Origin of the sequence: Leclercia sp. 1548 (assembly GCF_050435045.1) — a bacterium.
Taxonomy (GTDB): domain Bacteria; phylum Pseudomonadota; class Gammaproteobacteria; order Enterobacterales; family Enterobacteriaceae; genus Enterobacter; species Enterobacter adecarboxylatus.
This window is the reverse complement of record NZ_JBNDJP010000001.1, coordinates 158848-184100: the sequence shown is the minus strand read 5'-3', so window position 1 is coordinate 184100 and position 25253 is coordinate 158848. Positions and strand designations below refer to the sequence as shown.

Sequence of the window (25253 nt, the reverse complement as noted above, 5' to 3'; positions counted from 1 at the left end):
CAAGCGAACGGGAAGGGTTCCAGCGAAGCGGCGAAATTTGTAACCCTATGAAAGTGAGGGAAACATGGGGTTATGCCTTATGGGATAAGGGCTGACAGGTGGCGGGCAGAATTGTCTTAAAGATAATTTCATTAAGTGACACCGTCACTTAATGAAAGGATGTGGTTTATGATTTGCTAAGCGCAGCGCGAACCTTGCGCACACGCAGTGAGGTACTGACAATGGAAAAGGCGGCCACGAGCACCAGTATGACTCCCAGCGCCAGCATCGCATTAAAGCCAAACCACCTGAACAGTATCAGCCCCGCAATACCACCGGTGATAAACGAGAAAAGGGTGGTGAGATGGGTTATCAGCTGATTTTTTTGTCCTGCGGTATCTTTGGAGTAGTCCCTGCGGAGCATCGCCACTACCACGGAGGCCAGCGAAATGCCTGCGTCGGTTAACGTACCGGTAATATGAGTCGATCTTACCCGGCCACCGGAAAGTTGAGTGGAGGTTGAATTATGGATCCCCATCAGGCCGCAGAGAAAAACAATAATTTCACGGTTGGTGGTGAAGGTATGAAAAAACATTTCATACAGGGACACACCGGCCAGTAATAACCCTTCAATAAACAAAACCTGACAAAAAATGAGCCGGACATTATGAACAATGCCCCATAAAACAATAATCCGTGCAACGATTGCCCCCGTGACAAAGGCTAAAATAATCGTGGCAAAGAAAATAATATCATTCAGATCCGTTGAGGAGACTTCACTGGAAAATTGTGAGGTGTTGCCGGTCATATGGGAAGGGAAAAAGCCGAATGCCCCCAGCGCAATGGCATTCAGCAATCCTGCGGAAGTGGCGAGCCACAGGGCAAGCCGACGATCCTCCTGATGCGTTCGTTCTTTCTTGAGTTTAATCAGCAAAGAATACCTCCGGTTTGAGCTTTGCCTGAATAATCAGGCTAGCAAAGCGTTTTAACGGGTTGTCCAGGATAGTGCTTAATTATTACGGCACCGGAGGTGGAGGGAGATTTAGTAATTAATTAAAATAACCTTGTTAAAAAAGGGATTATTTAAACCCGGCCGCGAAACGTCTCCCGACTGCTGTTTCGCAATCGCGAGACGGCGCGGGATGCTCACAGCATTCCATTATTCCCGTGGCGTAAAAATGCCGGACGCTGGTTTAAGTGTGCAAACCAGGCCTCAATAGCAGGGAACGACGGGCGGTCAAAGGGCGTCATTTTCCAGCGGTTCACCGACAGCCCCAGCACCACGTCGGCCAGGGTAAAGGTCTCGCCCGCCACCCATGCCCCGGTGCGTTGCAGCTGCTGATTAAGGATCGCGATATGGTGGTTCCACTCCTTAATCCCCGCCGCAATGCGTTCAGGATCGTTAAAGTCCGGGTTTTTACGCCCCAGCGCCGGGAAGACATAGCGCCAGGCGTTGTTAAATTCGCTTGCCTGCCAGTCCATCCAGCGCTCGACGTTAGCACACCCCTGCGGATCGCCGGGGAGCAGATCGTCACGCCCGGCTTTGCGCACCAGATAGCGGCAGATCGCGTTGGATTCCCACAGAACAAAATCGCCATCGATTAGCACCGGCACCATGGCGTTCGGGTTCAGTGCGCGAAAGGCATCGGTTTCCGTCGAGGCAAAGCCGCTGCCGTAATCTTCCTGGAGATAGTCCAGACCAATTTCTTCGCAGGTCCAGAGCACTTTACGCACGTTGATGGAGGTGGTTTTGCCGAGGATTTTTAGCATGGCGCAGGTGTCCTTTGTGGTTTGTGTTAATCACAATACATCAGGTATGCAGGGAGTTTAGGGCAAATATTGGTGGGGGAAGGGGGCGACCAGCAAGATATCCCGATCACCGGTTTCTTTGAGATGTCGAGGGTTGCGGACAATGTGATAAAAGCGCGGGGTATCTTTGAACATCCGCGCACAACGCTCAGGTCGGCAGGCTGATGGCTGTTCCACGACGTTTTCTGTGGGACGGGCAAGCGAAACGCACCCGTCGTGGCTGGAAGGCTCTCTCCCTAAACGAAGAATTCATCTTCTTAGTCGAGAGGAATAAGCCCTTCTGTACAGTCGCACTCCTCACCGAATACGTATGCCGGAATGCCTAAACCGCCGGACAAGGCCCAGACCTGTTTAACCCAGCCAATGGCTGCCTCAACAATAATATCGTTGACCGAAAATGAAACCTCTTCAGGGTCGAAGATGGGCACGTCTGGCTGGAGTTTACCGTCGATAAATTTTACGTCGAAAAGCTCTCGGTAAGGCGCTATAGCGCTGTTTAACACGTATAAATCTGGACCCCGGAGATGGATCATGACTGAAAACATCCCGTCCTCATCCTGGACGGGATGGATACCCACCTCAACGGCCTGCGTTTTTATGGGAAGAATGCCCTTAATGCCGCGGATCTTTTCGACCGCCGCCTGCGTGTGGAAGTGAAGAATATCGTGCAGCGCACTCCTGTATTGTGTTTCTGTCATATCCCGATTCTCTTTAATTCTGGGGCTTAAACTATAGCGCCTGTCCTCTGCTTCTGGCACACAGCGGATTTTAAGCCTCGTCCAGTAAGCCGTTATGGACTTCCACATAAAAAAACGCCGCAAGCAGTTTTCTGCTTACGGCGTTCAGGATCGGTGATGATGTGTTCTGGCTATCAGGCCGCTTTTACCGCTCTGATTTTTTTACTGCCAGCCGCATCTGACTCGGTGTTATCTGTTGCAGGGGTGGCATTGCGATCGGGCACCTTACTGGTACGCAGAATATGCTGCACAGCCTCTTTCTGCTCGGCGAGATACAGCCCAAGATCTTCAGCCTGCGTTTCATCCATCTGCTTACCGCTTTGCAACAGCCAGTCGGTGAACGCTTCTGCCAGGTCGAGCAGTTTGTCGTGAGCGTCAGCCTCTTTCTTACTGGCAAATGTCATTTTCTCTTCACCTTTTCTTACGACAACAAATTTTGTTTCAACAGCCATTATGCGCCCTCCGTACTGTAATTATATACAGTATACCAGTTCCTGATGGGTGTTGCAGCCAAAATGTGCTGCCGCGCGTTGCGGCACATCCGCTAGATGTCGAGAGCAGCAAGAATAGAGGCTTCCAGTTTTTCCGGGGTGGTGAGCGGTGCAAAACGCTTGATGGGTTTGCCGTCGCGTCCGATCAGGAACTTAGTGAAATTCCACTTGATCCGCTTACCCAGCACGCCGGGTAATTCGTCTTGCAGGTAACGAAACACCGGGTGCGCCGTTGGGCCGTTAACGTCCACTTTCTCGAATATGGGAAAGCTCACCCCGTAGTTGATCTGACAGGTCTGCGTGATGTCGTCGGCATTGCCGGGTTCTTGCTTACCGAACTGGTTGCAGGGAAAACCCAACACCACCAGCCCCTGGTCGGCGTACTTTTTATAAAGCTTTTCCAGGCCGGCGTATTGCGGTGTAAAACCACAGTGGCTGGCGGTATTAACCACCAGAACCAGCTTACCTGCATAGTCGGCCATCGGGATAAGCTGGCCGCGCAAGCTGGTGGCAGAAAGTTGATGAAAGGTCGTCATAGCGGAAACCTCAAAGATGAACCCTTTTTTCAGGCGTTGTGGAGTATAGACGCTGGGGGCAAGATGCGGTTTCCGTCTCAGGGCGTGAGAGGCTTACTCAGCTACCAGCCACATATCAGCCTCGTCAAACATCTCCTCCAGCATGCGATTGAGTTTTTCCCGATCACTTTTACTGGCATCGCTGTTCAGACCGTTCGCCTGCATCGGCTTAACCTTCACCTCGGCGTCCGGAAAGATGCGGTGCACGCGTCTGGTCAATTCATCCAGGATGATTTCCCTGGCGCCCGCAAGCCCCGCAACATTTCGTTTGTCGTAAACCAGTTCCACGAACATGACAGATCTCCAAAAACACTGTTTTAATGTACAGCATTCTTACCGGAGCAGTGATATCTGTCAACTACCGCCCGTCTTGCAGGCGGTAGTTGTTACTATCAGAACAGGACCGAGTAGTTCAGGCCAAAGGTACGACCGCGGCCTTTATAGGTATACAGGTTCTCCGCCCCATAGGTTGGGCTGTACAGACCCGGTGCGCGCTGTCCCCATGCCGTGGTGTAGTCTTCATCCAGGACGTTTTCAACGCTAAAGCTCAGCTTGCCCACCGGCAGAAGGTAGCTGCCTAACAGATCCACGGTGTTATAGCCTTCAATGCGTTTACCCGCTTCATCAGACAAATCAAAGGTCTGCGTACTTTGCACACGCAGCGTCCAGTCGCCTGGCGCCCAGGTCACCCATGCGCTCATTTTGGACGGGCTGGCGCTGTCTACCGTTAGCTTTTCCCATTTCCCATCGACGCGGGTTTCCGATTTGATCACGTTAAAGTTTGTGCCGGTGCTCCACTCACTGTCAGTGAAGAAGTAATCCACCTGGCCTTCAACACCGTAGATGCGACGCTCATCATCTTCCACGTTGATGGTCATGTCACTTTTGTTGATGTTGATGGTTTTGTCGGAGAGCGAATAGTATCCCGCAATCTGGGTGCGCAGGTTATCCCCGGTAAAGCGCCAGCCCAGCTCGTAGGCATCTACCTTAATACCGTCGAGTTTCGAGTCGTTAACGTTAACGCTGTTGACCAGGCGGTAATGGCCATTCACCAGCTGATAAGTACCGGAGCCGTAGTATTTCGCCAAATCCGGGATCTCAAAGCCCTGCGAGAAGTTAAACCAGAGCTGCTGACGTTCGGTCAGATGACCCAGAATACCGGCGTTAAAGAGCAGGTTGTTGTAGTCGGTTTTCCCGCCCGGTACAGCGTCTGCCGAGGTGGCTCGGCCCGTGGCAATCCCCTGTTGTTGGGCGTAGCCAATAAAATCGTCGACCTTGTTTTCGGTGTACTGATAACGCACGCCGCCGCTCAGGGTGATGGCGGAGAAGTCATAGCTCGATTGCAGGAACGGGGCGAGGTTAGTGATGCTGTAGCCCGGATAGCGACCGACGTTATAGGCGTTATCCAGCTTCATGCCGCCGCTGGCCGCCGCTTTGTTAAGGTCGAAGAACTGCTGATTGGCATCGAAGGTTTCGTGCTCGGCATCCACACCCCATGTCAGCGTTAACGCATCCAGAGGTTTACTGTTGAGGGTGAGTTTGCCGCCATAAAAATCGGTTTTTTGCTGGGATGCGCCAATGCTGGTGACCCGGCCACCTGAAAGCGTAGGGAAGGGGTAGTACGTCAGGTTCTCATCGCGGTAGTAAATTTGTGCGAGCAGATCCTGACCCCAGAAATCGGTGTTGGAATATTGCAGGTTAATAAGATGGCGTTCGGTGCCAGGGATACGGTCGGAGTCGAGATTATTTTTATTGTACGCATTGCCGGAACCGGTCACGGCCGAGAAGTTTTCGCCAAGATACAGGCCGTGCTTACCGTCGGATTCACTCTTGTAATACTGCGTGGTGAGCTGCAACTGCTGATGATCGTCGATATTCAGGGTGCCGGTGCCCATCACGTCCAGACGGTCTGAATACTGCAAACCGGTCTGGGTGTTATCAATGTTGACCTCGTTACCCTTGCCGTCATACCAGCCGCCAAAGCGCTGATACGCCACTGACAGCCGCCCCGAGGCGTTGTCGTTGCCGCCGCTGACTGCCGCCGCAATGTTTTCGTCATTATCGTTATGGCTGTTGAAGCCCGACTTTACGCCGGTCTGGAACTCGACTTCCGTTTCCGGCTGGCCCTTTTTCGTGACGATATTGATTAAGCCGCCGGTACTGCCGCCGCCGTAGAGGGAGGTCGCGCCGGAGATCACTTCAATGCGGGAGATATTAAACGGATCGATAGAGTCCAGCTGACGGCTGTCGCTGCGCGAGGAGTTTAACCGCACGCCATCAACCATCACCATCATGGAACGACCGCGCATATTCATACCGTAATTGGTACGCCCCTGGCTGCTGACATCCATACCGGGGATCAACTGCGCCAGTACCTCTTTAAGTTCTTTCCCGCCCTGAACTTGCTGCTCAATGTCAGCCTGTTCAATGACCCAGGTGGTCTGTGCCATGTCGGTCATACTGTGATTTGTACGACTGGCGGAGACCACCAGCGACTCTTCTTTTTGTCCTTCAGCCGAGGCATTAGCGGCTAACATCATTAATAAACAAGGGTTTAAAGCCCAATAGCGACGCGCTTTCATTGTTGTGATCATCCTGATTATTCAAGGTGTCAGAGGCGTTGATGCCCCGTACCGCACGTGAATCACCCTTTAAAGGTGATAGTGATTATCGGAATAATATGAATTCTCATTTCAATGTAAACAGTTAGTGTTAAAAAATGTTTCTATAAAGACCTGATTTTAATGGGGTTTTTGTAGGCGAGGGGCGAGGCTGAGAAGATGCAGGCCGCTATTTCGCAGGCCGTGACGCTTGCAGTTCGGCTTTAGAGCCAGCCATAAGCGCAAAGCGGACATACGGGAATGATAAAGCGTTCATTTAACCGAATAGCCATCACTACCCGGCCGTCAGGAATGAATTAAAGCCCAAAAATAGCTTCAATTTCGATTGAGAGGTCTGGAGAGAAAAGGCGGCTGACTTCCACGAGCGAACTGGCAGGTAAGTGATGACCATAATTTCGGTACAGCACTTCACGAAGCGCAGCGATCTCTTCAAAAGAGGTAATGAAAATGGTCACTTTGATCAGGGTTGAGAAATCCGCGCCTTCTACCCTGACAATTTTCCTGAGTTGACTGAATATTTCTTCAGCCTGCTCAACAATGCCTTTATGTTGAGCAGGTGTGCCAAATGCGGTCAATCCTGAAACATAGAGCGTGCTGCCATGTTTTACAGAATGAACATAAGGTGCCTTTACTTCACCTAACTCAGGATAATTCTTCCGTATTATATTGTTCATAACGAAGGCCTTTCTGGAAGTGAGCAAACAACAACCTTACCATTCCCCTGTTAATGCTCAACGATTTTTAATGGTGACGCTCAGCATGTCCGCTTACTCCACAGTCCGTTGCCTGTTTCGCTATAAGCGAGGAGCGACCGATCGGCATGCGTTCTTCCTGAAGAACAATAATCCACTTAGTGGCGTCAGCACGTCGCCGTTCGTAGAAGCCATACTGCCGGAGGATTATCGCTGAGGTTTGGCCCGGCAAATAATTGCGGCCGCATTCTTCAACCCGCTATTCCCGTCAATCCTGCTGTCTCAGGCCGTTCATCTATACTGACTGTTGCAGTGACATACCGTGCTCATATGAAAAAGCGTAAATAACGTGACCGTGTAAGTGCGTTAATCAGAAAGAGTGTTCCTGGCTTCTACCGCAATAAAGCTTAAAGAATAAAAACTTTTATCTATCCGGGAGATAATGAATGAAATTAACCCAATTTGTTTATTCCGCCTTAATTGGCGTTGTTGCCAGCTGCCGTTCCATGACGCCGATGGCGGCCATCGCCGCAGCACGCATTGCCGGGCGCAACACAACGGGCCATCTTTTTCTGCTCGACCGTCCGTTATTTAAATTCGGCGCGTTAGCGATGGGGGTAGGTGAACTCTTTGGCGACAAGATGAAGTCAGCGCCAGACCGCACCGTGTTTTTGGGCCTGACAGCCCGTGTGGCAAGTGCAGGGATTGCGGGCGCCGCGTTGGCACCCAGCGGAAAAGAAAAAGCCGGAGCAGCGATCGCTGTCTCTGCCGCCGTGCCACTGGCCTATGCCACGCTGGCGGCACGCAAAAAAGCCATCGAAGGGATAGGGCAGACCAAAAGTGGCCTGGTTGAAGATACGCTCATCGTTGCTCTCGGAGCTGCGGTGGTCTACTTCGCAACGCGCTCAAATCGCCATTAAAGGCACGCCTGCCTCTCAGGATGATTCCGACAGGGCATCATGTAAGAGCCAGTGGCCGCGTCTGGCACAAAGCGGACATTCAATCTCACAGCCTGTGGGCCTCCTCCGGCTTCCCGATATAGCCAGGTCGTCAGCCCCACCCGCTAACCAGCATGGCCGGCAAGCGTTACGGCTGACTCCGCCCAGACATCGGGAATGATCTTTATCGCCTCGCTGACGGCGAAATCTATCGTCATGCCGGGCTTCCACAGCATCACGATCATCTGGCTCAGCGCCAGATTGCCCACCTCCACGTCAATCGCTTTAACGTCACGCCAGCTGGCGGCGGCAAAATGCTTCGGCAGAAAGGCCCACCCCTGGCCGCTCTCCAGCATATGGCGCAGCAGCGCCCGGTCATTGGTGTAGAAGGTACGATCGGCGATGCGTCCTTGCTTCGCCGCCACGCCGTCGGGCGCCGGATGCATCACCAGTTGCGGCTGCGAGGCGAGTTCGAATAGCGATACCGGCTGCTCGTCCGCGAAGAGCGATGCGGCGGCGTAAAAATCGAGTTCGACCACCCCCACCGAGCGCCACGCCATCTCGCTGCCCAGACTGCGGTTGCGCGCCTGGCAGAGCGCCAGCTGCACCGCGCCGCAGGCGAGCGCCGCTTCCGCCTCTTCGCGGGCCGCGCTCCAGGCGCTGACCCGGATGTTGCTTTCCGCCAGCGTCTCAATCAGACGGCAGAGAAAAGGGCGTGGCACAAAGGGATCGTAAACCAGGCTGATTTCGTCGGAGATATCATGACGGACGTGGCGCGCCGCCGCGTCGAACGCCTGCGCCTGGCGCATCAGCAGCGCCGCCTGTCGCTTCAGCCGCTGACCCTCTGGCGTCAGCGCCAGCGTGCGGCCCTGTCGCGAAAAGAGCGCATAGCCCAGTGCCGCCTCCAGAAACTCAATTAGCTCGCTGACCGTGGCGCGATCCTTGCCAAGCTGTTTCGCCGCTTGCGAAACGGTGCCGAGCGCGGCGACGGTAGAAAACGCCTCTATTTGCGCAAAGGAAAAACTGAGACAGGCCATATCTGCTCCCTGATGCAACTGGTTGGGGGGATTTCCCCACATATGCTGATTTTTGCACAGCGCAGGCCAAATCTATACTACGGCTCGTCGATTTTAAGGCTTGCTAAGAAGGAAACAGAGTGATGAAAAGTAAAAAAAACCTGCTACTGGCAGCATCGCTGACGACGGCTGCGCTGCTGTCGTATGCAGCAACAGCCGCTGAGCCTGAGTCTTGCGGCGGCGTACCGCTGAGCGTCTGTCCGACGCCGTTCGATCGCGACCTGCCCGATCCCAAAACCATGCTCAACTGGGATCAACAGGATCGCGTGGTGGGCTTTCGCAACGACTACCGCAACTATCCCGCCGATGTTTTTCATCACGGTACCGCCCAGCCGCTGCCGCTGGCGAAGCATCAGCTCGGTGAGGTTAGCTACCGCGTCAACGGCCACCGCTACAGCATGGCGGACTACCTGCAGCGTCAGAACGTGGCGGGGATGTTGGTCCTGAAAAACGGCCAGATCGCCTACAAATATCTGGCGCACGGCAACAACGACAGCACGCTCTGGACCTCGCGCTCGGTGGGTAAATCAGTGGTGTCGACGCTGGTCGGCGTGGCGCTGAAACAGGGGAAAATCCACTCGCTGGATGACAAGGTCACCGATTACGAGCCGGAGCTAAAAGGCACCGCCTGGCAGGACGTGACGCTGCGACAGCTGCTTACCCACACCTCCGGCGTGGCGTGGAATGAAGATTACACAAGACCCGACTCTGATTTTGCCCAGCTGACCCAGTGCGAGGCGCGTGCTGGCACCTATGATTGCGTGCGCGGGCTGATTACCGGCCTGAAGAAGGCGCATCCGGCAGGCCAGCACTGGTCCTACTCGTCGGGCGGCGCCTGGTTGCTGGGTGACGTGCTGGAGCGCGCCACCGGCATGTCGCTCGCCGCGTATCTGCAGCAGAGCATCTGGCAGCCTTACGGCATGGCGAGTGACGGTGTCTGGCACGCCTATCAGCCCGGCAAACATGACGTTGGCGCGCACGGCTTCAACGCCACGCTGGAGGACTGGGGGCGCTTCGGCGAGTTTGTACGGCATGAGGGGCGACTGCCGGACGGCGATAAAGCGCTGCCGGACGGCTGGCTGAAGCTCGCCTCTGGCTGGACGCAGGCACAGGGCTCGGTTTCCGCCGCGCATCCGCAGGGCATTTACGGCTTCCAGTGGTGGAACAACGAGGTACCGGCGAACGCGAAAAACGTCGAGCCTACGCCGCAGCAGTCGCTGAAGGGGTCGCTCTGGGCGCTGGGCATCTATGGCCAGATTATTATGGTTAACCCCGCCGAGCAGCTGGTGATTGTGCAATGGTCGACCTGGCCGCAGGCGGAACCCTCGTTTAGCGCCCAGCCGCTGGAGGCGTCACTGATGTATAGCGCAATCGCGCAGCAGCTGCGCGACTAAGAAAATCGGGATGAGGGCTGTCAGCTGGCGGAGCCGTAAGGCTAGTGCAGCGTTTATTCAGCAGCGATTCAACGGAGGCGCGATTGCCCTTGTCCCAGCCGCGCCGCGTGGTCAGCAGGATATGTCCCTTCTCGGCCGAGAAAGTAGCACTTTACCAGCGCCACGTCAGTTGATGTGAGTCGCAACCTTTCACCATTGCTTATGTTCCTGAACGAAGCTGGCGACAGACTGTAGTCTTGCTCACTGAATTGTTTGTCCGTACTCGCTGCGATGGCTCCCAACTTCATACTCGTCCGCTTTGAGCGAAAAGCGGACGTTTTACAGAATGGCTTATGACCGCTGTCATCAAAAAGCGTCGAGGCGTAAAGAGTCCGTTTCCGGGCGCACTATGACGCACAAGAACACCTGCGAGCCTGAAACGTAAAAGCCGCCTTTCGGCGGCTTTTATTATTTATTTTCAGTCATTTCGTTAAGGCGACGGACCTGATCTGCCGAGAGCGACAAACTGGCTGCTGCAAGGTTCTCGCGCAGGTGCGCCACCGAGGAAGTGCCCGCTATAACCAGAATATTGGGCGATCGCTGAAGCAGCCAGGCAAGTGCTATCTGCTTTGGTGTCGCACTGGCTTCTTCTGCAATCTCGTTAAGCAGCGAGGACTGTAACGGCGTAAACCCCCCAAGCGGGAAAAAGGGTACGTAGGCCACCCCTTCATCTGCAAGCGCGTCGATAAACGCGTCATCGGTGCGACTGACGAGGTTGTACTGATTCTGTACACAAACAATGTCAGCGATAGCTTTAGCCTCCGTAAACTGCTTGTGAGTCACATTGCTCAGCCCGATATGGCGGATTAATCCTCTCTGCTGTAAGCGGACAAGCGCCTCAAGTGAGTCAGCGAAAGGCGCATCCTGAGGGCCGTTGGCATTCCCCAGTCTCAGGTTGACGATATCAAGCGTACTGAGTCCCAGCGTATTAAGATTCTCATACACTGCGCGTTCAAGCTCTTCTGGACGCCGGGCAATTTGCCAGGAGGCATCGGCTCCCCGGACAAAACCTACTTTGGTGACCAGGGTCAGGCTGTCTGGATAGGGGGCCAGTGCCTCGCGTATCAGCTGATTCGCAACGTCCGGGCCATAAAACTGGGCTGTATCGATATGATTTACCCCTCTCTCTACCGCCTCTCTGAGCACGGCAATTGCCGCCTCTTTATCGCGCGGCGGCCCCCATACGTGCGGCCCGGGTAGTTGCATGGTGCCATAACCCATCCTCCTGAGGCTAAGACGGGTTCCGGTGGGTGTGAAAATATCGTCAGCGAGGTGAGTTTTCATAGGATTATCCTGATCATGGAGGGGGTGAGTGGCGAATAAATTTTATGGCTTGTTAAGGCCAGCCTGACCGGGATAAAATTGCACCCGGTGCAATTCAATATATTGCACTGAGTGCATTATTTCAATAAGGACGGGAAGGTATCGTGTCAGAATCGTCATCACCGCATGAAGGCCTGCGTGAGAGGAAGCGCCGGGAAATGTACCAGCACCTGACTGAAACAGGGCTGAAATTGTTTTCCGAAAAAGGGTTTGAGGCGACCACCCTTGATGATATCGCCAGTCACGCGGGTATCGCACGGCGCACATTCTTTAACTATTTCAGCTCTAAAGAAGAGATCATTCTTGCCTGGCAGAATGGTCTGCCTGACGCCCTGTATGCCGAAATTCTCAGACGAGGTAAAACGGTAACGCCGTTCGGGCTTGTCAGCGAAGCCCTGATGACGATGACAATCAATATGTCTCCTGACGTGGCGATACTGATTGCGAGGATCACTCAGTCGACAGAACAGTTGCGTCTGGGAAACCAGATGAAGTTTCTCAAAATGGAGGAGGCCGCTCATGCTGCTCTCTGCGTACTCTGGCCAGAAACGGAGAGAGTGCAGGCGCTTAAGATCGCTGCTATGACAGGCGTGGGTGCTATGCGGATCGCAGTGGATACCTGGTTAAGCGAAGCGTGTAGTAAACCGCTCAGCCAGTATCTCGAAAGTAACATTCGCTCTTTGCAGTCTACAGTGACGACCTCCTGACTTTGTTTCAGGTATCACACGGGGTGCTGTATCGAAACGACCAGCATCCCCATTACCCACCAAATTTTGCCTGAAGCGTCCCTGCGTTTAAATCAGTTTGGGTATCTCTTCTCCTGTTAATTCTCGCCCTGACACATAAACGCTGGAAATAAGGGTTCGCTAACATTGTTTTGAGGATGTAAGTCAAAATCAAAAGCCGCAATTAACGTTGCTTTGCGCTCTTTGAGTCAATTGATCGGTTCTGCGTTATTCACTTGATGAGATATTTCAACCCTGTAGTCAACCCTAAATAGGGTGGTAGTGCACGCTGTCTTGATAGCGTAGTCTGCCTGCATTTGAAGACTTATTAACAAGAAGCGTTGCATGGAAATTATTTTAATGCGTCATGGAAGGCCTGCTTTTACTGGCTCTTCGAAAGTAACGAGCCATGAAATGGCCGATTGGATCGCAGGATATGATCTCTCTGATACGGGCAACGATATTCCGTCAGAGTCCAGTTTAGCCATAGCGTCCAGCGCGCATCGGATTTTAAGCAGCAATCTTCCCAGAGCACTTTCTTCTTTGAACGCATTGGGCCGTGAGCCTGAATGCGTAGATGAGGTATTCAGGGAAGCGGGATTGCCGATATTTCACATGCCCATTTTAAGATTATATCCAACCCTCTGGGCTGCTTTTTTCCGTGTCATGTGGCTATTGGGCATATCCCGTAACGCGGAGCCTCTGGAAGTAGCGAAACACCGTGCCTTTCAGGCGGCGAGAATCCTTGTGGCGTATGCAAAAGAATCAAACGGCCCGGTGTTACTGATGGGGCATGGAGTGATGAACAGACTGATTGCAAAAGAACTCATATCGTTGGGCTGGAAAAAGTGCCAGCGACAGGGTAAGGGCTACTGGAACGCGGGTATCTACAGCTTACGGTAAAGCTGCTCCCGGAGCGGCGATGGTCTACTCCGCAACGCGCTCAAATCGCCATTAAGGCATGTCTGTTGACCAGCAGCGCGAACCTGATGGTAATACATTAGCGTTTTTGTATGGACAACACGTTGGGCTTGAAGCAATCCGAAGATGAGAGATCTTATAAATCACTGAATAACTTAATGCCGGAAGAGTACCAGCTGATGGCTAAAAATCCGGGAGTTTCACAAAATACATGGAACTAAAAGGGAGGTACTTAAAGTCCACCTACCGATGTATGCGATTTGATTTTGGCCCCCATGTTGATGCCTTGGCCTACCTGGAATCTGCAAGATATATCCCTCTTCATAATTTAAACCATGAAGTGAATAACCTTTTTAGGGGGCGCACTGATCATGTAAACAGGAATATTCCTAATGCACAAAATATATCCTTGATGGGTTTGTTGGTAATTAAAATTTTAAAAACACAATAACCGCGGTCTGCTGGTGCGTTTATTAATAACTGATGAGAAATTATTGCATTCAGTTGCAAAGCAAATTTTGTGAATGTAAATTATAGCCATAATTCATCGCAATAATCAGAGGGAAAATGAAAACTCGCCTGCAATACCCCTTATATTTAGTAGCTTTATCTTCTGCGCTTATTTCTGTATCAGCAAATGCAATTCCTCCTGTTCGTGCCGTAGATGTCAAATCATTTGACGTTGGTGGTGTTAAAATGGGAATGAGCATTGAAGAAGCGCAAGCAGCAATGCAGAAAAACTTTGGTATAAAGCCTGCTCAAATAAGAGCATCAAAGTCGATGGAAAGTCAGACGCCAAGTATCGTTACAGGAAGTCAGCAGATCATTCATCTGGTATACGAAGAGAATGGAACCCGCATGCAGGTGAGTTTCGAACCTCGAGTTCCTTATAACAAATCTAATCCGATGGCTGTTTCGCATGTCACCTATGAAATACCATGGACGAAAGAGAATGAAGTCAACATGGTCGAAGCAGCCTTGAAAAAGTACGGGCCGGTATCAACGGGCGGTGTATTTCCTGTCTGGTGTGAAAAACCAATGCCCACTTCAGGAATGGGCTGTGAGAGCGGTACGGCAAGCCTTACTATGGGGAATACGAAAATAAATCTGATTGATCCTGCGTGGCAGAATGCCGTCATCAGTTACATGAATCAACAAAAAAAGACCAAGCCTATGCTGTAAAAATGAATCCGGATTCATTCTGACTTCATTAAATTAGTCATTGAATCCGGATTAATTACACCACGCATTAAATACGCTTGAACGCTTTGTTTCCGGCGATCTCCTGCACGGAAGCCTTAACGGGTAAGCTAACCCCGCGTTTGCCGCTGCGAGGCTCGGGAAAAATAACCAACAACGGCGGAAGGGGCGTTTTGGTTGAACGCAGTCTGACATTATTCCTCTGATAAAGGGGTGTAAAATAAGTTCAGTGGTGCTCCGTTAAACAGTTAAATGTTGATAAAAATGCAAAGACCTGGCTGACATTATTTGTCAGAAGCAGGAGATAGGATGAATAAGGGCACAGAATAGACGGCACGTGAAAAAGGCGCTAATTAATCGCCTTAAGTCAAATTAACGCCGGTTAATAGAACCACAGGCGCAACGTTGTATAAGTGGTTGTTAAGATTAATCTTAGAATTAACGGAAATATGGACGAATCATTAGTGATGCTAAATATTTTGGCGTAAATTCATTCAAAAAAATTTTGTTACAAATCCTACGAATTTATTCACAACCAAGGACGTTTAGCGTATGGGGATCTTAAAACCTGGTTTATTACTGACTGCTTTTGTACTGACTGCATGTGGCGGTGGCGGTGGTGGTGGTGGCGGCGGTGGTGGTGACAGTACGCCCCCGGTAACCACTGCGCCTGTGCAAACGGATAACGGCAACACGGACACCACACCGGAAACCCCTGTCACGGCACCGGAAACCCCTGCTACGGCACCGGTCAGCCTGACCACCGGCGGTACCATTTCGGGTTGGACCTACACCACACCTGAGGGTCGTGAATACGTTATGCGCGGCACCGGGATCACTGCGGGTCTGGTGCAAACCCAGCGACTCACCCGTGACGATCATTCCCCGGTCTCCTCAACGTCATGGTGCTGTGGCCGCATGAGTTACACCACCTTCGGTACCTGGACACAGTATGAAAAAGGTCAGCATGACGTCTTCTATACCGGGGATGCCACGCTCGCGGCTAACGTGCCAACCCAGGGAACGGCGGCCTATGTGGGTCACGGTATGCGTGAAAATAACCTGAGTGATGCTCGTTTTGACATTGATTTCGCGGCGAAAACCATCAACGGCACCCTTGCCGGAAATGAAACCTTTGGTAGCGAAGTTGCGATGCAGGGCAACATTGCCAACGGTGGTTTCACCGGTAATGCGCAATCTGGCGGACAGGAAGGGACGTTCACCGGACATTTCAACGGTCCCACAGCTGAAGAGTTAGGCGGTCTGGCGCAGTTTGCAGACACGACTAAAAACGCTTCCTTTGGCGCGACACGTCAATAAATCGTTTTCCGGTCAGCCTGGCTGACCGGACCTTCAGATGGTAAGCCTTTCTATGAATATTTTGCGTACTGGCGCACTGAGTTTGCTGTGCCCGCTCAGCGTTGCGTTTGCTGCGCCGCCGGAAACCGACTCGATTCCTGCTGCTCCCCACCTTGAACGACTGACTACGCCGGACAAGCGCACCGAGCCTGGCGATAAAACGCTGCATGTGACCAATGCGCAACTGGCGGAACAGCCAGAGCTGGCGATGGCGCTACTCGATCAGGCCATTCGTGAAGAAAAGTGGCCGATGGTTCGTGCCATTTTACCTGTCTATGCGGCGTCACCGAATCCCGATGCTACCCTGATTCATTTTGCCAAAGCTGGCCTTGCGCGCAGTCAGGGGAATTATGCAGAGGCGATTGAACACTATCGCGCCATTCTGAGTCGTCATCCTGACTTTGCTGCAGTGCGTCTGGATTTAGCGCGTGCCATGTTTGAAAATCGTCAATTTGACGCGGCTGATTATCAGTTTCGTCGTGTATTACAAAGCAATCCGCCTGAGAATATTCAGCAGGTTATTGCACAGTATCTTGAGCGCATTCAGAAAGGCAGCGCATTAACGGGTTCATTCAGCGTGAGTTATTTGAATGACAGTAATGTGAATAATGCGTCATCGGGTAAAACCATTCGGGTTGGCGATCGTCTGTTTATTCGTAATAAGGATAGTTTCCCACAGCGCGGAGAAGGTTTCTGGTTCAATGGCGCATTACAAAAAGATGTTCAGCTCTTTGATCAGCATGGCTTGCGATTTCTTGGTACGGTAAACGGTAAAAGTTACTGGAATAATCATGATTTTGATGATGTGACTACCCGGGCTTATGCCGGATATCAATGGCGTAATTTCCGGCAGCAATTTGCCCTGTTGCCGTTTTATGAAAAAAGATGGTATGGCACCGAGGCCTATTCTTCTGGCCCTGGCGTCCGCGCGGAATACAGTTATTTACTGACGCCCACCTGGCAGGTGAGTCAGGCGCTGGAATATCAGAAACTGGATTATGATGATGAAGATTATCGCTTCTTGCGCGGGCAAAATCGTTACTCTTCTACAACCCTGTCCCATGCCTTCAGTAACCGGGTGTCAGGCTTTGTCGGCGTCGATCTGCTTGAGCAGCAGACCTCCACTCGCAGTGAATCTAACCATCGGGTAGGTTTGCGCAGCGGGGTGCAGGTTGATATGCCCTGGCAACTCTCTTTTGCCGCCACCACGGCCATTGCCAGACGCAATTACCAGGCCGACAGTGATATCTTCTCCACGCGACGTAAAGATAACGAACAGATCTATAACCTCTCGCTCTGGCATCGCGACCTCTATTTCTTTGGGGTGATGCCGAAACTGAATTTCAGCTATAAGCGGGTCGATAGCAATATCAATTTCTATGATTATCAACAGAGGTATATCACGCTTTCTCTGGATAAGAATTTTTAACAGACGTATGCCAGGTCATTTTACTGAGTCTGCAGAAAAAGTCTGATACGAAAGAATGAAATTAACCTGAAAAACACGCTTCGGCGTGTTTTTTTATTTCATGCGTTGGTAAAAGGTAAGCGTGACTGCTAACGTTTTGAGCAGCGTCCAGGTGTTTATTTGAAAATAAGTAGTGCTTTATTGGGTAAGGGTAAATACGAAAAAAGTATGACATTCAACATTTTCCTGTGCTTTTTTGTTTCTTGTTTGGCAAATAAATTCTCGTCATCATTCAGTCATGAATAAATGAAAAGCTCACGTTAAAACAGAGATAAAGGGTTAACTATGTTCAGCGTTTCCTGCTCCTCTTGCGTTATTAAACCCTTGCGTTCAGGACGATACTTATTAATGGTGAGCATGTTATTCCCGACATGGGCATACGCCCAAACATCTGCTTACGACGAACTTATTATTCAGGCACGGGAGGGCGACCGCCAACCTTTATTGCAATACCTTGCCGTTCGGGAAAAGCAGACACAATTAACGGCAGGGGAGATTGCTGACTGGCTTCAGGTTTCCTCATGGGCCAATAATGACGTCGAGACGCTGGCGGTATGGGATCGTTATCGCCACAGCATGGCCATCCCTGCCAGAGGGCAGGTCGCTGCCGCCCGCGCGCTGCGTAACCAAAAGCAGTGGAATGCCTCGCTGGCCGTCTGGGAAACCGTTCTGCAAGATGAACCCGGCAATAGCGACGCCCGCACCGGCTGGATAATGACGCTCGCAGATGCCCATCGCAACGAGCAGGCCATCACCGAAGCGCAGCGCTGGGCTGACGAGGAGCCGGGGCCAGAGAGAGAGGCACTGCTGGCTTATGTTTATCATGCTCAGGGGAAAAACTGGGATTCCGTACTGGCGGCCAGCCACCTCGATACCGATTCAGACCGCAACAAAAACGCGGTGCCCACCCTGTTGGCTGCCATGTCGGCCAACCGCATTGCCGGCCCCGCGCTGACCCTTTCAGAACGCTACCCACAGCCGGATGCCATTGTACGTCAACTTGAACTGGACGCGGCGGCGCAAACCGTCCGCGCGGCGTTCACACCTACCCGCAATGAAGATGAACGCTTTCTGGTGGCAGACAAAGCACTGGCTCGCTATAACGCGCTGATCGCCGAGTGGAAAAACCATCCCGAAGCGCAAGCTGATGTGCGACGCGCCAGAATTGACCGGCTGGGGGCGCTGGTTGTCCGTAAACACACGGCTGAAGCGGTCGCTGAATTTGAATCTCTCGAGGCGGACGGAACGCCTGTTCCTGACTACGCCAGAAGATGGATCGCGTCTGCCTATCTTGCGCAGAAGCAGCCGGACAAAGCCGAGTCCCTGCTTGAAAGCATCTATTTTCCACGTGGCTCGACCCTGGCCTCAAAGCCGCTCACCATGGACGATCAACAGGAGCTGCTGTATGCCCGTCTTGATAACAACCACTTCGACGAAGCGAAGCAGCAACTGGATGCATACAGTAACGAAACCCCTTACCTGCAAAAGGTTTATGGTTCTCCCACGCCGCAGCCCAATGACAACTGGCTGCTGGCCAAAACCTTACAAACCGACTATCTGGTGGCTATCAATGATTTGCCCGCAGCCGAGACGCATGCGGAGCGCCTGGCGCGTACCGGGTCGGGTAACCAGGCCCTGCGTATTGCCTATGCGTCAGTGCTGCTGGCGAGAAGATTACCTCGTGCCGCAGAGCGCGAACTGAAGCTTGCCGAAGTCATTGAACCCAGCAACCTGGCGCTGGAAAGGCAACAGGCATGGACGGCCATGGAGTTACAGGAGTGGCGGCAGGCTGACGAGCTGACGAAGGATGTGGTCGCCCGCAGCCCGGATGATGTCGCCTCGTTGCAGCTTGAACGACTGATGGCGTTGCACAATAAAGCTGAACTGCGGATAGCCGGATCTCAGGGCATCTCATCCGACAGTCCGGTCAGTGGCAAACACGATTTTACTCTCAACACTGCGCTTTATAGCCCGCCGATTAACCAAAACTGGCGCCTGTTTACCGGCTACAACTTTGCCCGTGGCGATTTTGAGGAGGGGAAGGGCATCAGCCGGGATCTTCTGGCGGGGGCGGAATGGACGTCTCGGGGCAGTTGGGCCGAAATGGAGATCTCCGGACGCAACGATGGTAGCGATCAGAAAATCGGCGGACGCCTCTCGGGCTGGTACGATTTCAACGACAACTGGCGGGCCGGTGGCTCGGCAGAGCGGTTATCCCGTAACACGCCGCTGCGTGCCCTGCGCAATGGGGTAAACGCCAACGGTGGCGATCTGTGGTTACGCTGGTATCAGAACGAACGACGCGAATATCAACTTTCAATTTTCGGCGCCCATTTCACCGACGGCAACGATCGGCTGGAATATGGCATCAGCGGCAAAGAACGCCTCTGGACGCTGCCACTTTTTACTCTTGATTTTATCCCTGGCATCAGCGGCAGCCATAACACCAAAGAAGATGTGCCTTATTACAACCCTAAACGTGATGTTTCGGCGGTTGCAGGGCTGCGCGCCGAACATGTGCTGTACCGCCATTACGACACGGTCTGGAGGCAGCAGTTTGAGGCGGGGGCGGGCGGTTACTGGCAAAAAGGGCACAGTGCCGGGGCCATCAATCAGTTAGGTTACGGGCAACGTATTCAATGGAATAACGTAGTGGATGCCGGGGTGAAACTGACCTGGGATAAACGTCCTTACGATGGGAAGCGGGAGCGCAATATTGCCCTCGCATTTGATCTGAATGTCAGGTTCTAAGGGCGCTTCATGATGAAACGATGGCTTCTCGCCGCGAGGGTAATCGTCGGGTGGATGATGATGAGCATGTGTGCATTGGCCGCGGCACCACGTTATCTTCCTCCTGCCGAACGGCCGCCGCTGTATGCGGACCAGCGCTGGCCCACAAACAGTTTTCTTGTGCTGGGTTGGCATGACGTGGAGGACGGTGCCGCCGATCAGCGCTATCTGTCCGTGCGTACCAGTGCCCTGAACGACCAGTTCGCCTGGTTGCATGATAACGGCTACCACCCGATTAGCGTGCAGCAGGTGCTGGATGCCCATGCCGGGAAAATCACCTTGCCTGAAAAAGCGGTGCTGCTGACCTTTGATGATGGATACAGCAGCTTCTCAACCCGCGTTCTGCCGCTGCTTCGGTTGTTCAAATGGCCGGCTCTGTGGGCGCCTGTCGGCAGTTGGGTGGATGCACCGCAACATTCGCTGGTGGATTTTGGCGGGCTAAAGACACCGCGGGGAAAATTTGCCACCTGGAAGATGGTACGCGAGGCCAGCGAGTCGGGGTTGGTGGAAGTGGGCGCGCATACCTGGGCATCCCATTACGGTATTCAGGCCAATCCGCAAGGCAGTCTGGAGCCTGCGGTCGCTAACCGTTTATACGATAAAACCCGCGGGGAGTACGAAACGGATGCGCAGTTTGAACAGCGTATACGTGCCGACCTGCAGCGCATTACAAACAAAATCAAAGAGGTCACCGGGAAAGCGCCGCGTGCCTGGGTATGGCCCTACGGTGCGGCGAGCGGTACAACACTGAAGCTTGCGCATCAGGAGGGCTACCAGATGGCGTTTACCCTGAATCAGGGGCTGGCGAATGCCGCAAATCTGGAAGATATCCCCCGGGTGCTGATCTCCAACAACCCTTCGCTGCGCAGCTTCGCCAGCCAGATAGCCCAGGTCAGGGAACCTGAAACCATGCGGGTTATGCATATCGATCTCGACTATGTGTACGACAAAAACCAGGCTCAACAGCGTAAGAATATCGATCTGCTCATCCAGCGTGTTTTCGATATGAAGATTACCCATGTCTTTTTACAGGCCTATGCCGATCCGAAAGGGGATGGCAACGTCAATGCGCTCTATTTCCGCAGCCGCTGGCTGCCTATGCGGGCGGATCTGTTTAACTTCGTTTCCTGGCAGTTGCAGACCCGCGCCGGGGTGAAGGTTTACGCCTGGATGCCGGTACTGGCGTTTGGGTTAGATCCTTCAGTGCCTCGTGTGGCGGCGTGGTCGCCAGACAATGGACGCATTGCGCCAGATACCCGCCAATATTTGCGCTTATCGCCCTGGAGTGCGGTTGCCCGGCAGAGAATCAACGACATCTACGAAGACCTGGCGCGCCATGCCAACTTCAGCGGCATCCTGTTCCATGATGACGCGTTTTTGACCGACTTTGAGGATGCCTCCCCGGATGCGCTCAAAGCTTATCGGGCAGCGGGCTTCCCGGACAACCTCGCGCAGATCCGCGCCAACCCGCAGCTGCTGGCGCGCTGGACGCGCTTTAAAAGTCTCGCCCTGATTGATTTTACCCGACAGCTCACGCAAACCGTGCGTGCCGTGCGCGGCCCCCAGGTCAAAACCGCCCGCAACATTTACGCCATGCCGATACTGGATCCGCAGAGCGAAACCTGGTTTGCGCAGAATCTGAATGATTTTCTTAGCACCTACGACTGGACAGCCCCGATGGCGATGCCGCTGATGGAAAATGTCCCGGTCAACGATGCCAATGCCTGGCTGGACAGACTCGTCGGGCAGGTAGCCCGTTACCCTGGCGCGCTGGATAAAACGGTTTTTGAACTTCAGGCACGCGACTGGCGTAAGGGGGCAGGGCAGGACGATATTAGCGGTGAAATGCTTAACGGGTGGATGCGGCAGCTCAAGCTAAGCGGTGCCAGAAACTATGGCTACTACCCGGACGATTTCATTAACGATCAACCCCGGATGGCAGAGATCCGTTCTGCTTTTTCCTCCTACTGGTATCCGCAAAAATGACCGATCGCCTCATCGCCTTTCTGATCCTTTGCCTGATGTTCAGTTTTCCGCTCGGCGTGGCGGTGGTTTTTACCGGTGAAGTGATCCTTGATTTCGTCTTTTTCTGGCCGCTGTTTATGTCGGCCCTCTGGATAAGCGGTGGGCTTTACTTCTGGTTCTACCGCGAGCGCCACTGGCCATGGGGGCCGGGCACACCGCCACCTGTACTCGAAGGCAATCCGCTGATTTCCATTCTTGTGCCGTGCTTTAACGAAGGGCTGAATGCACGTGAGACTATCGAAGCGGCGCTGGCGCAACGTTATGAAAATATCGAAGTCATTGCTATCAATGACGGTTCTATCGATAACACCGCGGCGGTGCTGGATCAGTTAGCGCGTGAATATGCGCGGCTGCGGGTGATTCATCTGGCGGAAAATCAGGGCAAAGCGGTAGCCCTGCAGGCTGGTGCCGCGGCGGCGCGCAGTGATTTTCTGGTGTGTATTGATGGGGATGCGCTGCTGGATAAAGATGCGGCGGTGTATTTGGTCGCACCGCTGCTCAATTACCCTCGCGTGGGGGCGGTGACCGGTAATCCGCGTATCCGTACGCGTTCAACGCTGATTGGGCGAGTCCAGGTGGGGGAATTTTCATCGATCATCGGCCTCATCAAGCGTACCCAGCGCATCTATGGTCAGGTCTTTACCGTTTCCGGTGTCATTGCCGCTTTTCGCCGTCGCGCCCTGGCAGAGGTGGGGTACTGGAGCCCGGATATGATCACGGAAGATATTGATATCAGCTGGAAGTTACAACTGCGCCACTGGTCAATTTTCTTCGAACCTCGTGCGCTGTGTTGGATATTGATGCCCGAGACGCTGAAAGGGCTTTGGAAGCAGCGTCTGCGCTGGGCGCAGGGGGGCGCGGAAGTGTTCATTGTCAATATGCGTCGCTTGTGGAACTGGGAGTACCGGCGCATGTGGCCGCTATTTATTGAGTTTTGTATGTCAACCGCATGGGCGTTTGCTTATGCCGTCAGCATTCTGTTGTTTCTCATCGGGCTGCTTATTCCGATGCCCGATTCTTTATATGTTCAGCACCTTTTCCCGCCGGCTTTTACTGGCCTGATGCTGGGCGTGGTCTGTCTGTTGCAGTTCGCGGTCAGTTTGTTTATTGAAAGACGCTACGAGAAAGGTATTGCGGCGTCACTGTTCTGGGTTATCTGGTTTCCGGTGGTCTACTGGATGCTGAGCCTGTTCACTACGCTTGTGGCTTTCCCGAAAGTCATGCTGCGCCGCAAACGCAGCAGAGCTCGTTGGGTGAGTCCCGATCGCGGTATTGGGAGATTAAAACCATGATTCAACCTTTAATTTTTACTGAACAACGTCTGTTTCCACGCGCGCTGGATCTGCTGTTAACGATCATTGCCTGGCTGGGGTTTTGCTGGCTGATTTACAGTGGTCTGATAAACGCGATTGAACATGATCCTTTTATGGGAACCAGGCCGTTCTACACCACGCTCAGTACGTTGAGTATCTACCTGCTGGTGGCCTGTCTTATCGATATGGCGCTGATCGGCTGGGCAAAATACAACCAGCTGCGCTTTCGTATTGAACGTCGTAAGCGTCGGCCTGAACTTGAGCACCATGAAGTTGCGGCAAGTTTCAGTATCACCCCCGAACTGGCGCTCATGATGAGTCAGGCCCAGGTCTTTACCCTTTCCCATTATAATACGGGGGGAATCGACCGCGTGTGGATGGCGAAAAACCTCGTTGACGTGCAGAGCAAATAACCTAAAACCTGCCGGTCATTCTGGATGTTTGCCGGCACGTTTTTATGGACTGCCTGCGGCTCGCTTAATACAGCAGGGCATGAAGAGCGTGGGTTGGGTGATGCCTGTAATGATGGGAATCACGTAGCGAAACAGTCTGACAAACCGGCTGGCAATGCCCGGAAAATACCGACCCCGGGCACATCGACTGTCGCACATTTTCATGAGCATAAAAAAACCACCTTTACAGATGGCTTAGTGATTGGATTTACCTGGCACAGAGTTAGTCAGCAAAACATTTGCGTGCATGTTCTTCCACAAAAGCCGTAACGGTTTCTGGTGCCTCCAGTGGCGGGAAGTGGTTGACCCCCTTCAATACTTTCAACTCTGCTCCACCGCCCAGAACCTGCTGCAGCGCAGTGGCAAACGGAAGCGGGTTGGGTGCATCGTTTTCGCCCTGTAGGATGAGTGCCGGTGCGGTAATGGCTGAATACTGATCCGCCATTTCATGGTTCAGAAACGCCGCCGCATTCGCCTGCAATGCATGCGTCGCCCATTTGGCAGCCTCTGCACCCACGCTTTCGGTTACGCCAAAGGGTTTATAAAATGCCACCGCACCTGAGGGTGTGGATACCGCTTCGCTGACACCTTCCACAGACATACCCGCGTCGCGCATCTGTTTGCCGTCAACATAGCAGGCGGTATAGACCAGCCCGGCCACCTGCTGCGGATATTTCACTGCAAAGGTGGAAATGATGTTACAGCCGATCGAATGGGAAACAAGAACAGCAGGGCCATTGATGCCCGCGGCGTCAATAACCGCTTTCAGGTCGTCTGCGTGACGGGGAATGCTGTATGCCTCTGCTGGCAGGGGTTTGGCTGAACGCCCGTATCCACGGCTGTCATAAGACACCGTGCGGAATTTTTCAGATAACGCGTCGGTTTGCGCCTGCCAGATATCGCTGATCCCAAAATAGCCGGAGACAAAAATGACCGGCAGGCCCTGGCCCTTTGCTTCGTAGTAGATTTCGATGCCGTCGTCAGTGATTGCGTATGCCATAGTTTTACCTCGGTGTTTACAGTCCGGTAAGGATAAAGGGCATTCCGCAACCGCGTGAGAGGCAGAAAAGTCAAAATGCGATGATATCGGGTCAGAGGGCATTCCCCGAAAAACAGAACCCTGTCCGACCAGAAGGGTACACCGCCTGAGATAGTTGCTCAGGCGCCAGAGCGCGCGTTCGCTGTGGTGCATCAGCCTCCTCTGTAGCGGCGGCGATCTGGCCTGGCGCTTTGACCCTTTTTCATCGAATAATGACCTTCGCGCACCTCACAACCTCGTCTGCAACTTTTTTATACTGCACTTTCAATGCACAGACCGCGTCGCAG

Annotated in this window: 22 protein-coding genes and 1 pseudogene; 11 read left to right on the top strand and 12 right to left on the bottom strand. The window is 53.0% G+C overall.

Features of this window, described 5'->3' with window-relative positions:
- Positions 1-166: 166 nt before the first annotated feature.
- The 8 genes from ABIE02_RS00870 to ABIE02_RS00835 all read right to left on the bottom strand — a co-directional run bounded on the left by ABIE02_RS00870 (position 167) and on the right by ABIE02_RS00835 (position 6886).
- Positions 167-913 carry a YoaK family protein gene (locus tag ABIE02_RS00870; RefSeq protein ID WP_032617902.1) on the bottom strand — a complete coding sequence of 249 codons (747 nt, stop codon included), beginning with the start codon at positions 911-913 and terminating at the stop codon, positions 167-169.
- A gap of 212 nt (positions 914-1125) precedes the next feature.
- Complete coding sequence (locus ABIE02_RS00865) at positions 1126-1749, bottom strand: glutathione S-transferase family protein (RefSeq protein WP_032617903.1); 624 nt, start codon at positions 1747-1749, stop codon at positions 1126-1128.
- Between the two features lie 296 nt (positions 1750-2045).
- Positions 2046-2486: a DUF6389 family protein gene (locus ABIE02_RS00860; RefSeq protein WP_032617904.1), complete on the bottom strand. Its 441-nt coding sequence runs from the start codon at positions 2484-2486 to the stop codon at positions 2046-2048.
- A gap of 173 nt (positions 2487-2659) precedes the next feature.
- Positions 2660-2977 (bottom strand): YebG family protein, encoded by a 318-nt coding sequence (locus tag ABIE02_RS00855; RefSeq protein ID WP_032617905.1) that lies wholly within the window; start codon positions 2975-2977, stop codon positions 2660-2662.
- Between the two features lie 92 nt (positions 2978-3069).
- A complete protein-coding gene (locus ABIE02_RS00850; RefSeq protein ID WP_032617906.1) occupies positions 3070-3552 on the bottom strand; it encodes a glutathione peroxidase in 483 nt (160 codons plus the stop codon).
- A gap of 93 nt (positions 3553-3645) precedes the next feature.
- Positions 3646-3885 (bottom strand): DinI family protein, encoded by a 240-nt coding sequence (locus ABIE02_RS00845; protein WP_032617907.1) that lies wholly within the window; start codon positions 3883-3885, stop codon positions 3646-3648.
- Positions 3886-3983: 98 nt separating this feature from the next.
- Entirely contained in the window at positions 3984-6173 is a 2190-nt protein-coding gene (locus ABIE02_RS00840; RefSeq protein ID WP_103793220.1) for a TonB-dependent siderophore receptor, read from the bottom strand.
- 335 nt (positions 6174-6508) lie between these two features.
- Positions 6509-6886, bottom strand: coding sequence for a RidA family protein (locus tag ABIE02_RS00835; RefSeq protein ID WP_103793221.1), 378 nt, complete (start codon positions 6884-6886; stop codon positions 6509-6511).
- Between the two features lie 464 nt (positions 6887-7350).
- On the opposite strand from ABIE02_RS00835, the gene ABIE02_RS00830 reads away from it, so the two are divergent.
- The gene (locus ABIE02_RS00830) at positions 7351-7824 is read left to right on the top strand and encodes a hypothetical protein (RefSeq protein WP_059308026.1); all 474 of its coding nucleotides are present in this window, start codon (positions 7351-7353) and stop codon (positions 7822-7824) included.
- 143 nt (positions 7825-7967) lie between these two features.
- Here the strand turns inward: ABIE02_RS00830 and ABIE02_RS00825 are convergent, their stop codons facing one another.
- Positions 7968-8879: a LysR family transcriptional regulator gene (locus ABIE02_RS00825; protein ID WP_032617911.1), complete on the bottom strand. Its 912-nt coding sequence runs from the start codon at positions 8877-8879 to the stop codon at positions 7968-7970.
- Positions 8880-9001: 122 nt separating this feature from the next.
- Between ABIE02_RS00825 and ABIE02_RS00820 the strand changes: the two genes are divergently transcribed.
- Positions 9002-10312: a serine hydrolase domain-containing protein gene (locus ABIE02_RS00820; protein ID WP_155167636.1), complete on the top strand. Its 1311-nt coding sequence runs from the start codon at positions 9002-9004 to the stop codon at positions 10310-10312.
- On the opposite strand, the pseudogene ABIE02_RS00815 reads toward ABIE02_RS00820, so the two are convergent.
- A pseudogene (locus ABIE02_RS00815) lies at positions 10248-10457 on the bottom strand (hypothetical protein); the annotation flags it as partial. The gene ABIE02_RS00820 and the pseudogene ABIE02_RS00815 sit on opposite strands and share 65 nt — an antisense overlap.
- Positions 10458-10759: 302 nt before the next feature.
- Positions 10760-11635 (bottom strand): oxidoreductase, encoded by an 876-nt coding sequence (locus ABIE02_RS00810; RefSeq protein ID WP_077226693.1) that lies wholly within the window; start codon positions 11633-11635, stop codon positions 10760-10762.
- A gap of 143 nt (positions 11636-11778) precedes the next feature.
- Here ABIE02_RS00810 and ABIE02_RS00805 point away from each other — a divergent pair, with 143 nt between their 5' ends.
- The 9 genes from ABIE02_RS00805 to pgaD all read left to right on the top strand — a co-directional run bounded on the left by ABIE02_RS00805 (position 11779) and on the right by pgaD (position 23888).
- The gene (locus ABIE02_RS00805; RefSeq protein ID WP_032617913.1) at positions 11779-12381 is read left to right on the top strand and encodes a TetR/AcrR family transcriptional regulator; all 603 of its coding nucleotides are present in this window, start codon (positions 11779-11781) and stop codon (positions 12379-12381) included.
- A 363-nt stretch (positions 12382-12744) separates the two neighbouring features.
- Positions 12745-13302, top strand: coding sequence for a histidine phosphatase family protein (locus ABIE02_RS00800; RefSeq protein ID WP_233211672.1), 558 nt, complete (start codon positions 12745-12747; stop codon positions 13300-13302).
- A gap of 585 nt (positions 13303-13887) precedes the next feature.
- A complete protein-coding gene (locus ABIE02_RS00795) occupies positions 13888-14502 on the top strand; it encodes a hypothetical protein (RefSeq protein ID WP_233211673.1) in 615 nt (204 codons plus the stop codon).
- A 570-nt stretch (positions 14503-15072) separates the two neighbouring features.
- Positions 15073-15840 carry a Slam-dependent surface lipoprotein gene (locus ABIE02_RS00790; protein ID WP_103793222.1) on the top strand — a complete coding sequence of 256 codons (768 nt, stop codon included), beginning with the start codon at positions 15073-15075 and terminating at the stop codon, positions 15838-15840.
- A 37-nt stretch (positions 15841-15877) separates the two neighbouring features.
- Positions 15878-17308 carry a porin family protein gene (locus tag ABIE02_RS00785; protein ID WP_270735137.1) on the top strand — a complete coding sequence of 477 codons (1431 nt, stop codon included), beginning with the start codon at positions 15878-15880 and terminating at the stop codon, positions 17306-17308.
- Between the two features lie 324 nt (positions 17309-17632).
- Positions 17633-20098, top strand: a complete 2466-nt coding sequence (gene pgaA, locus ABIE02_RS00780; protein ID WP_336994638.1) for a poly-beta-1,6 N-acetyl-D-glucosamine export porin PgaA — start codon at positions 17633-17635, stop codon at positions 20096-20098.
- A gap of 9 nt (positions 20099-20107) precedes the next feature.
- Positions 20108-22123, top strand: coding sequence for a poly-beta-1,6-N-acetyl-D-glucosamine N-deacetylase PgaB (gene pgaB, locus ABIE02_RS00775; protein WP_144883217.1), 2016 nt, complete (start codon positions 20108-20110; stop codon positions 22121-22123).
- Positions 22120-23454 (top strand): poly-beta-1,6-N-acetyl-D-glucosamine synthase, encoded by a 1335-nt coding sequence (pgaC, locus tag ABIE02_RS00770; RefSeq protein WP_077227954.1) that lies wholly within the window; start codon positions 22120-22122, stop codon positions 23452-23454. Before pgaB ends, pgaC begins: the two co-directional genes overlap by 4 nt.
- A complete protein-coding gene (gene pgaD / locus ABIE02_RS00765) occupies positions 23451-23888 on the top strand; it encodes a poly-beta-1,6-N-acetyl-D-glucosamine biosynthesis protein PgaD (RefSeq protein ID WP_032617922.1) in 438 nt (145 codons plus the stop codon). The genes pgaC and pgaD overlap by 4 nt, the downstream gene beginning before the upstream one ends.
- A 262-nt stretch (positions 23889-24150) precedes the next feature.
- Here the strand turns inward: pgaD and ABIE02_RS00760 are convergent, their stop codons facing one another.
- Complete coding sequence (locus ABIE02_RS00760; RefSeq protein WP_163603343.1) at positions 24151-24927, bottom strand: alpha/beta fold hydrolase; 777 nt, start codon at positions 24925-24927, stop codon at positions 24151-24153.
- Between the last annotated feature and the right edge of the window lie 326 nt (positions 24928-25253).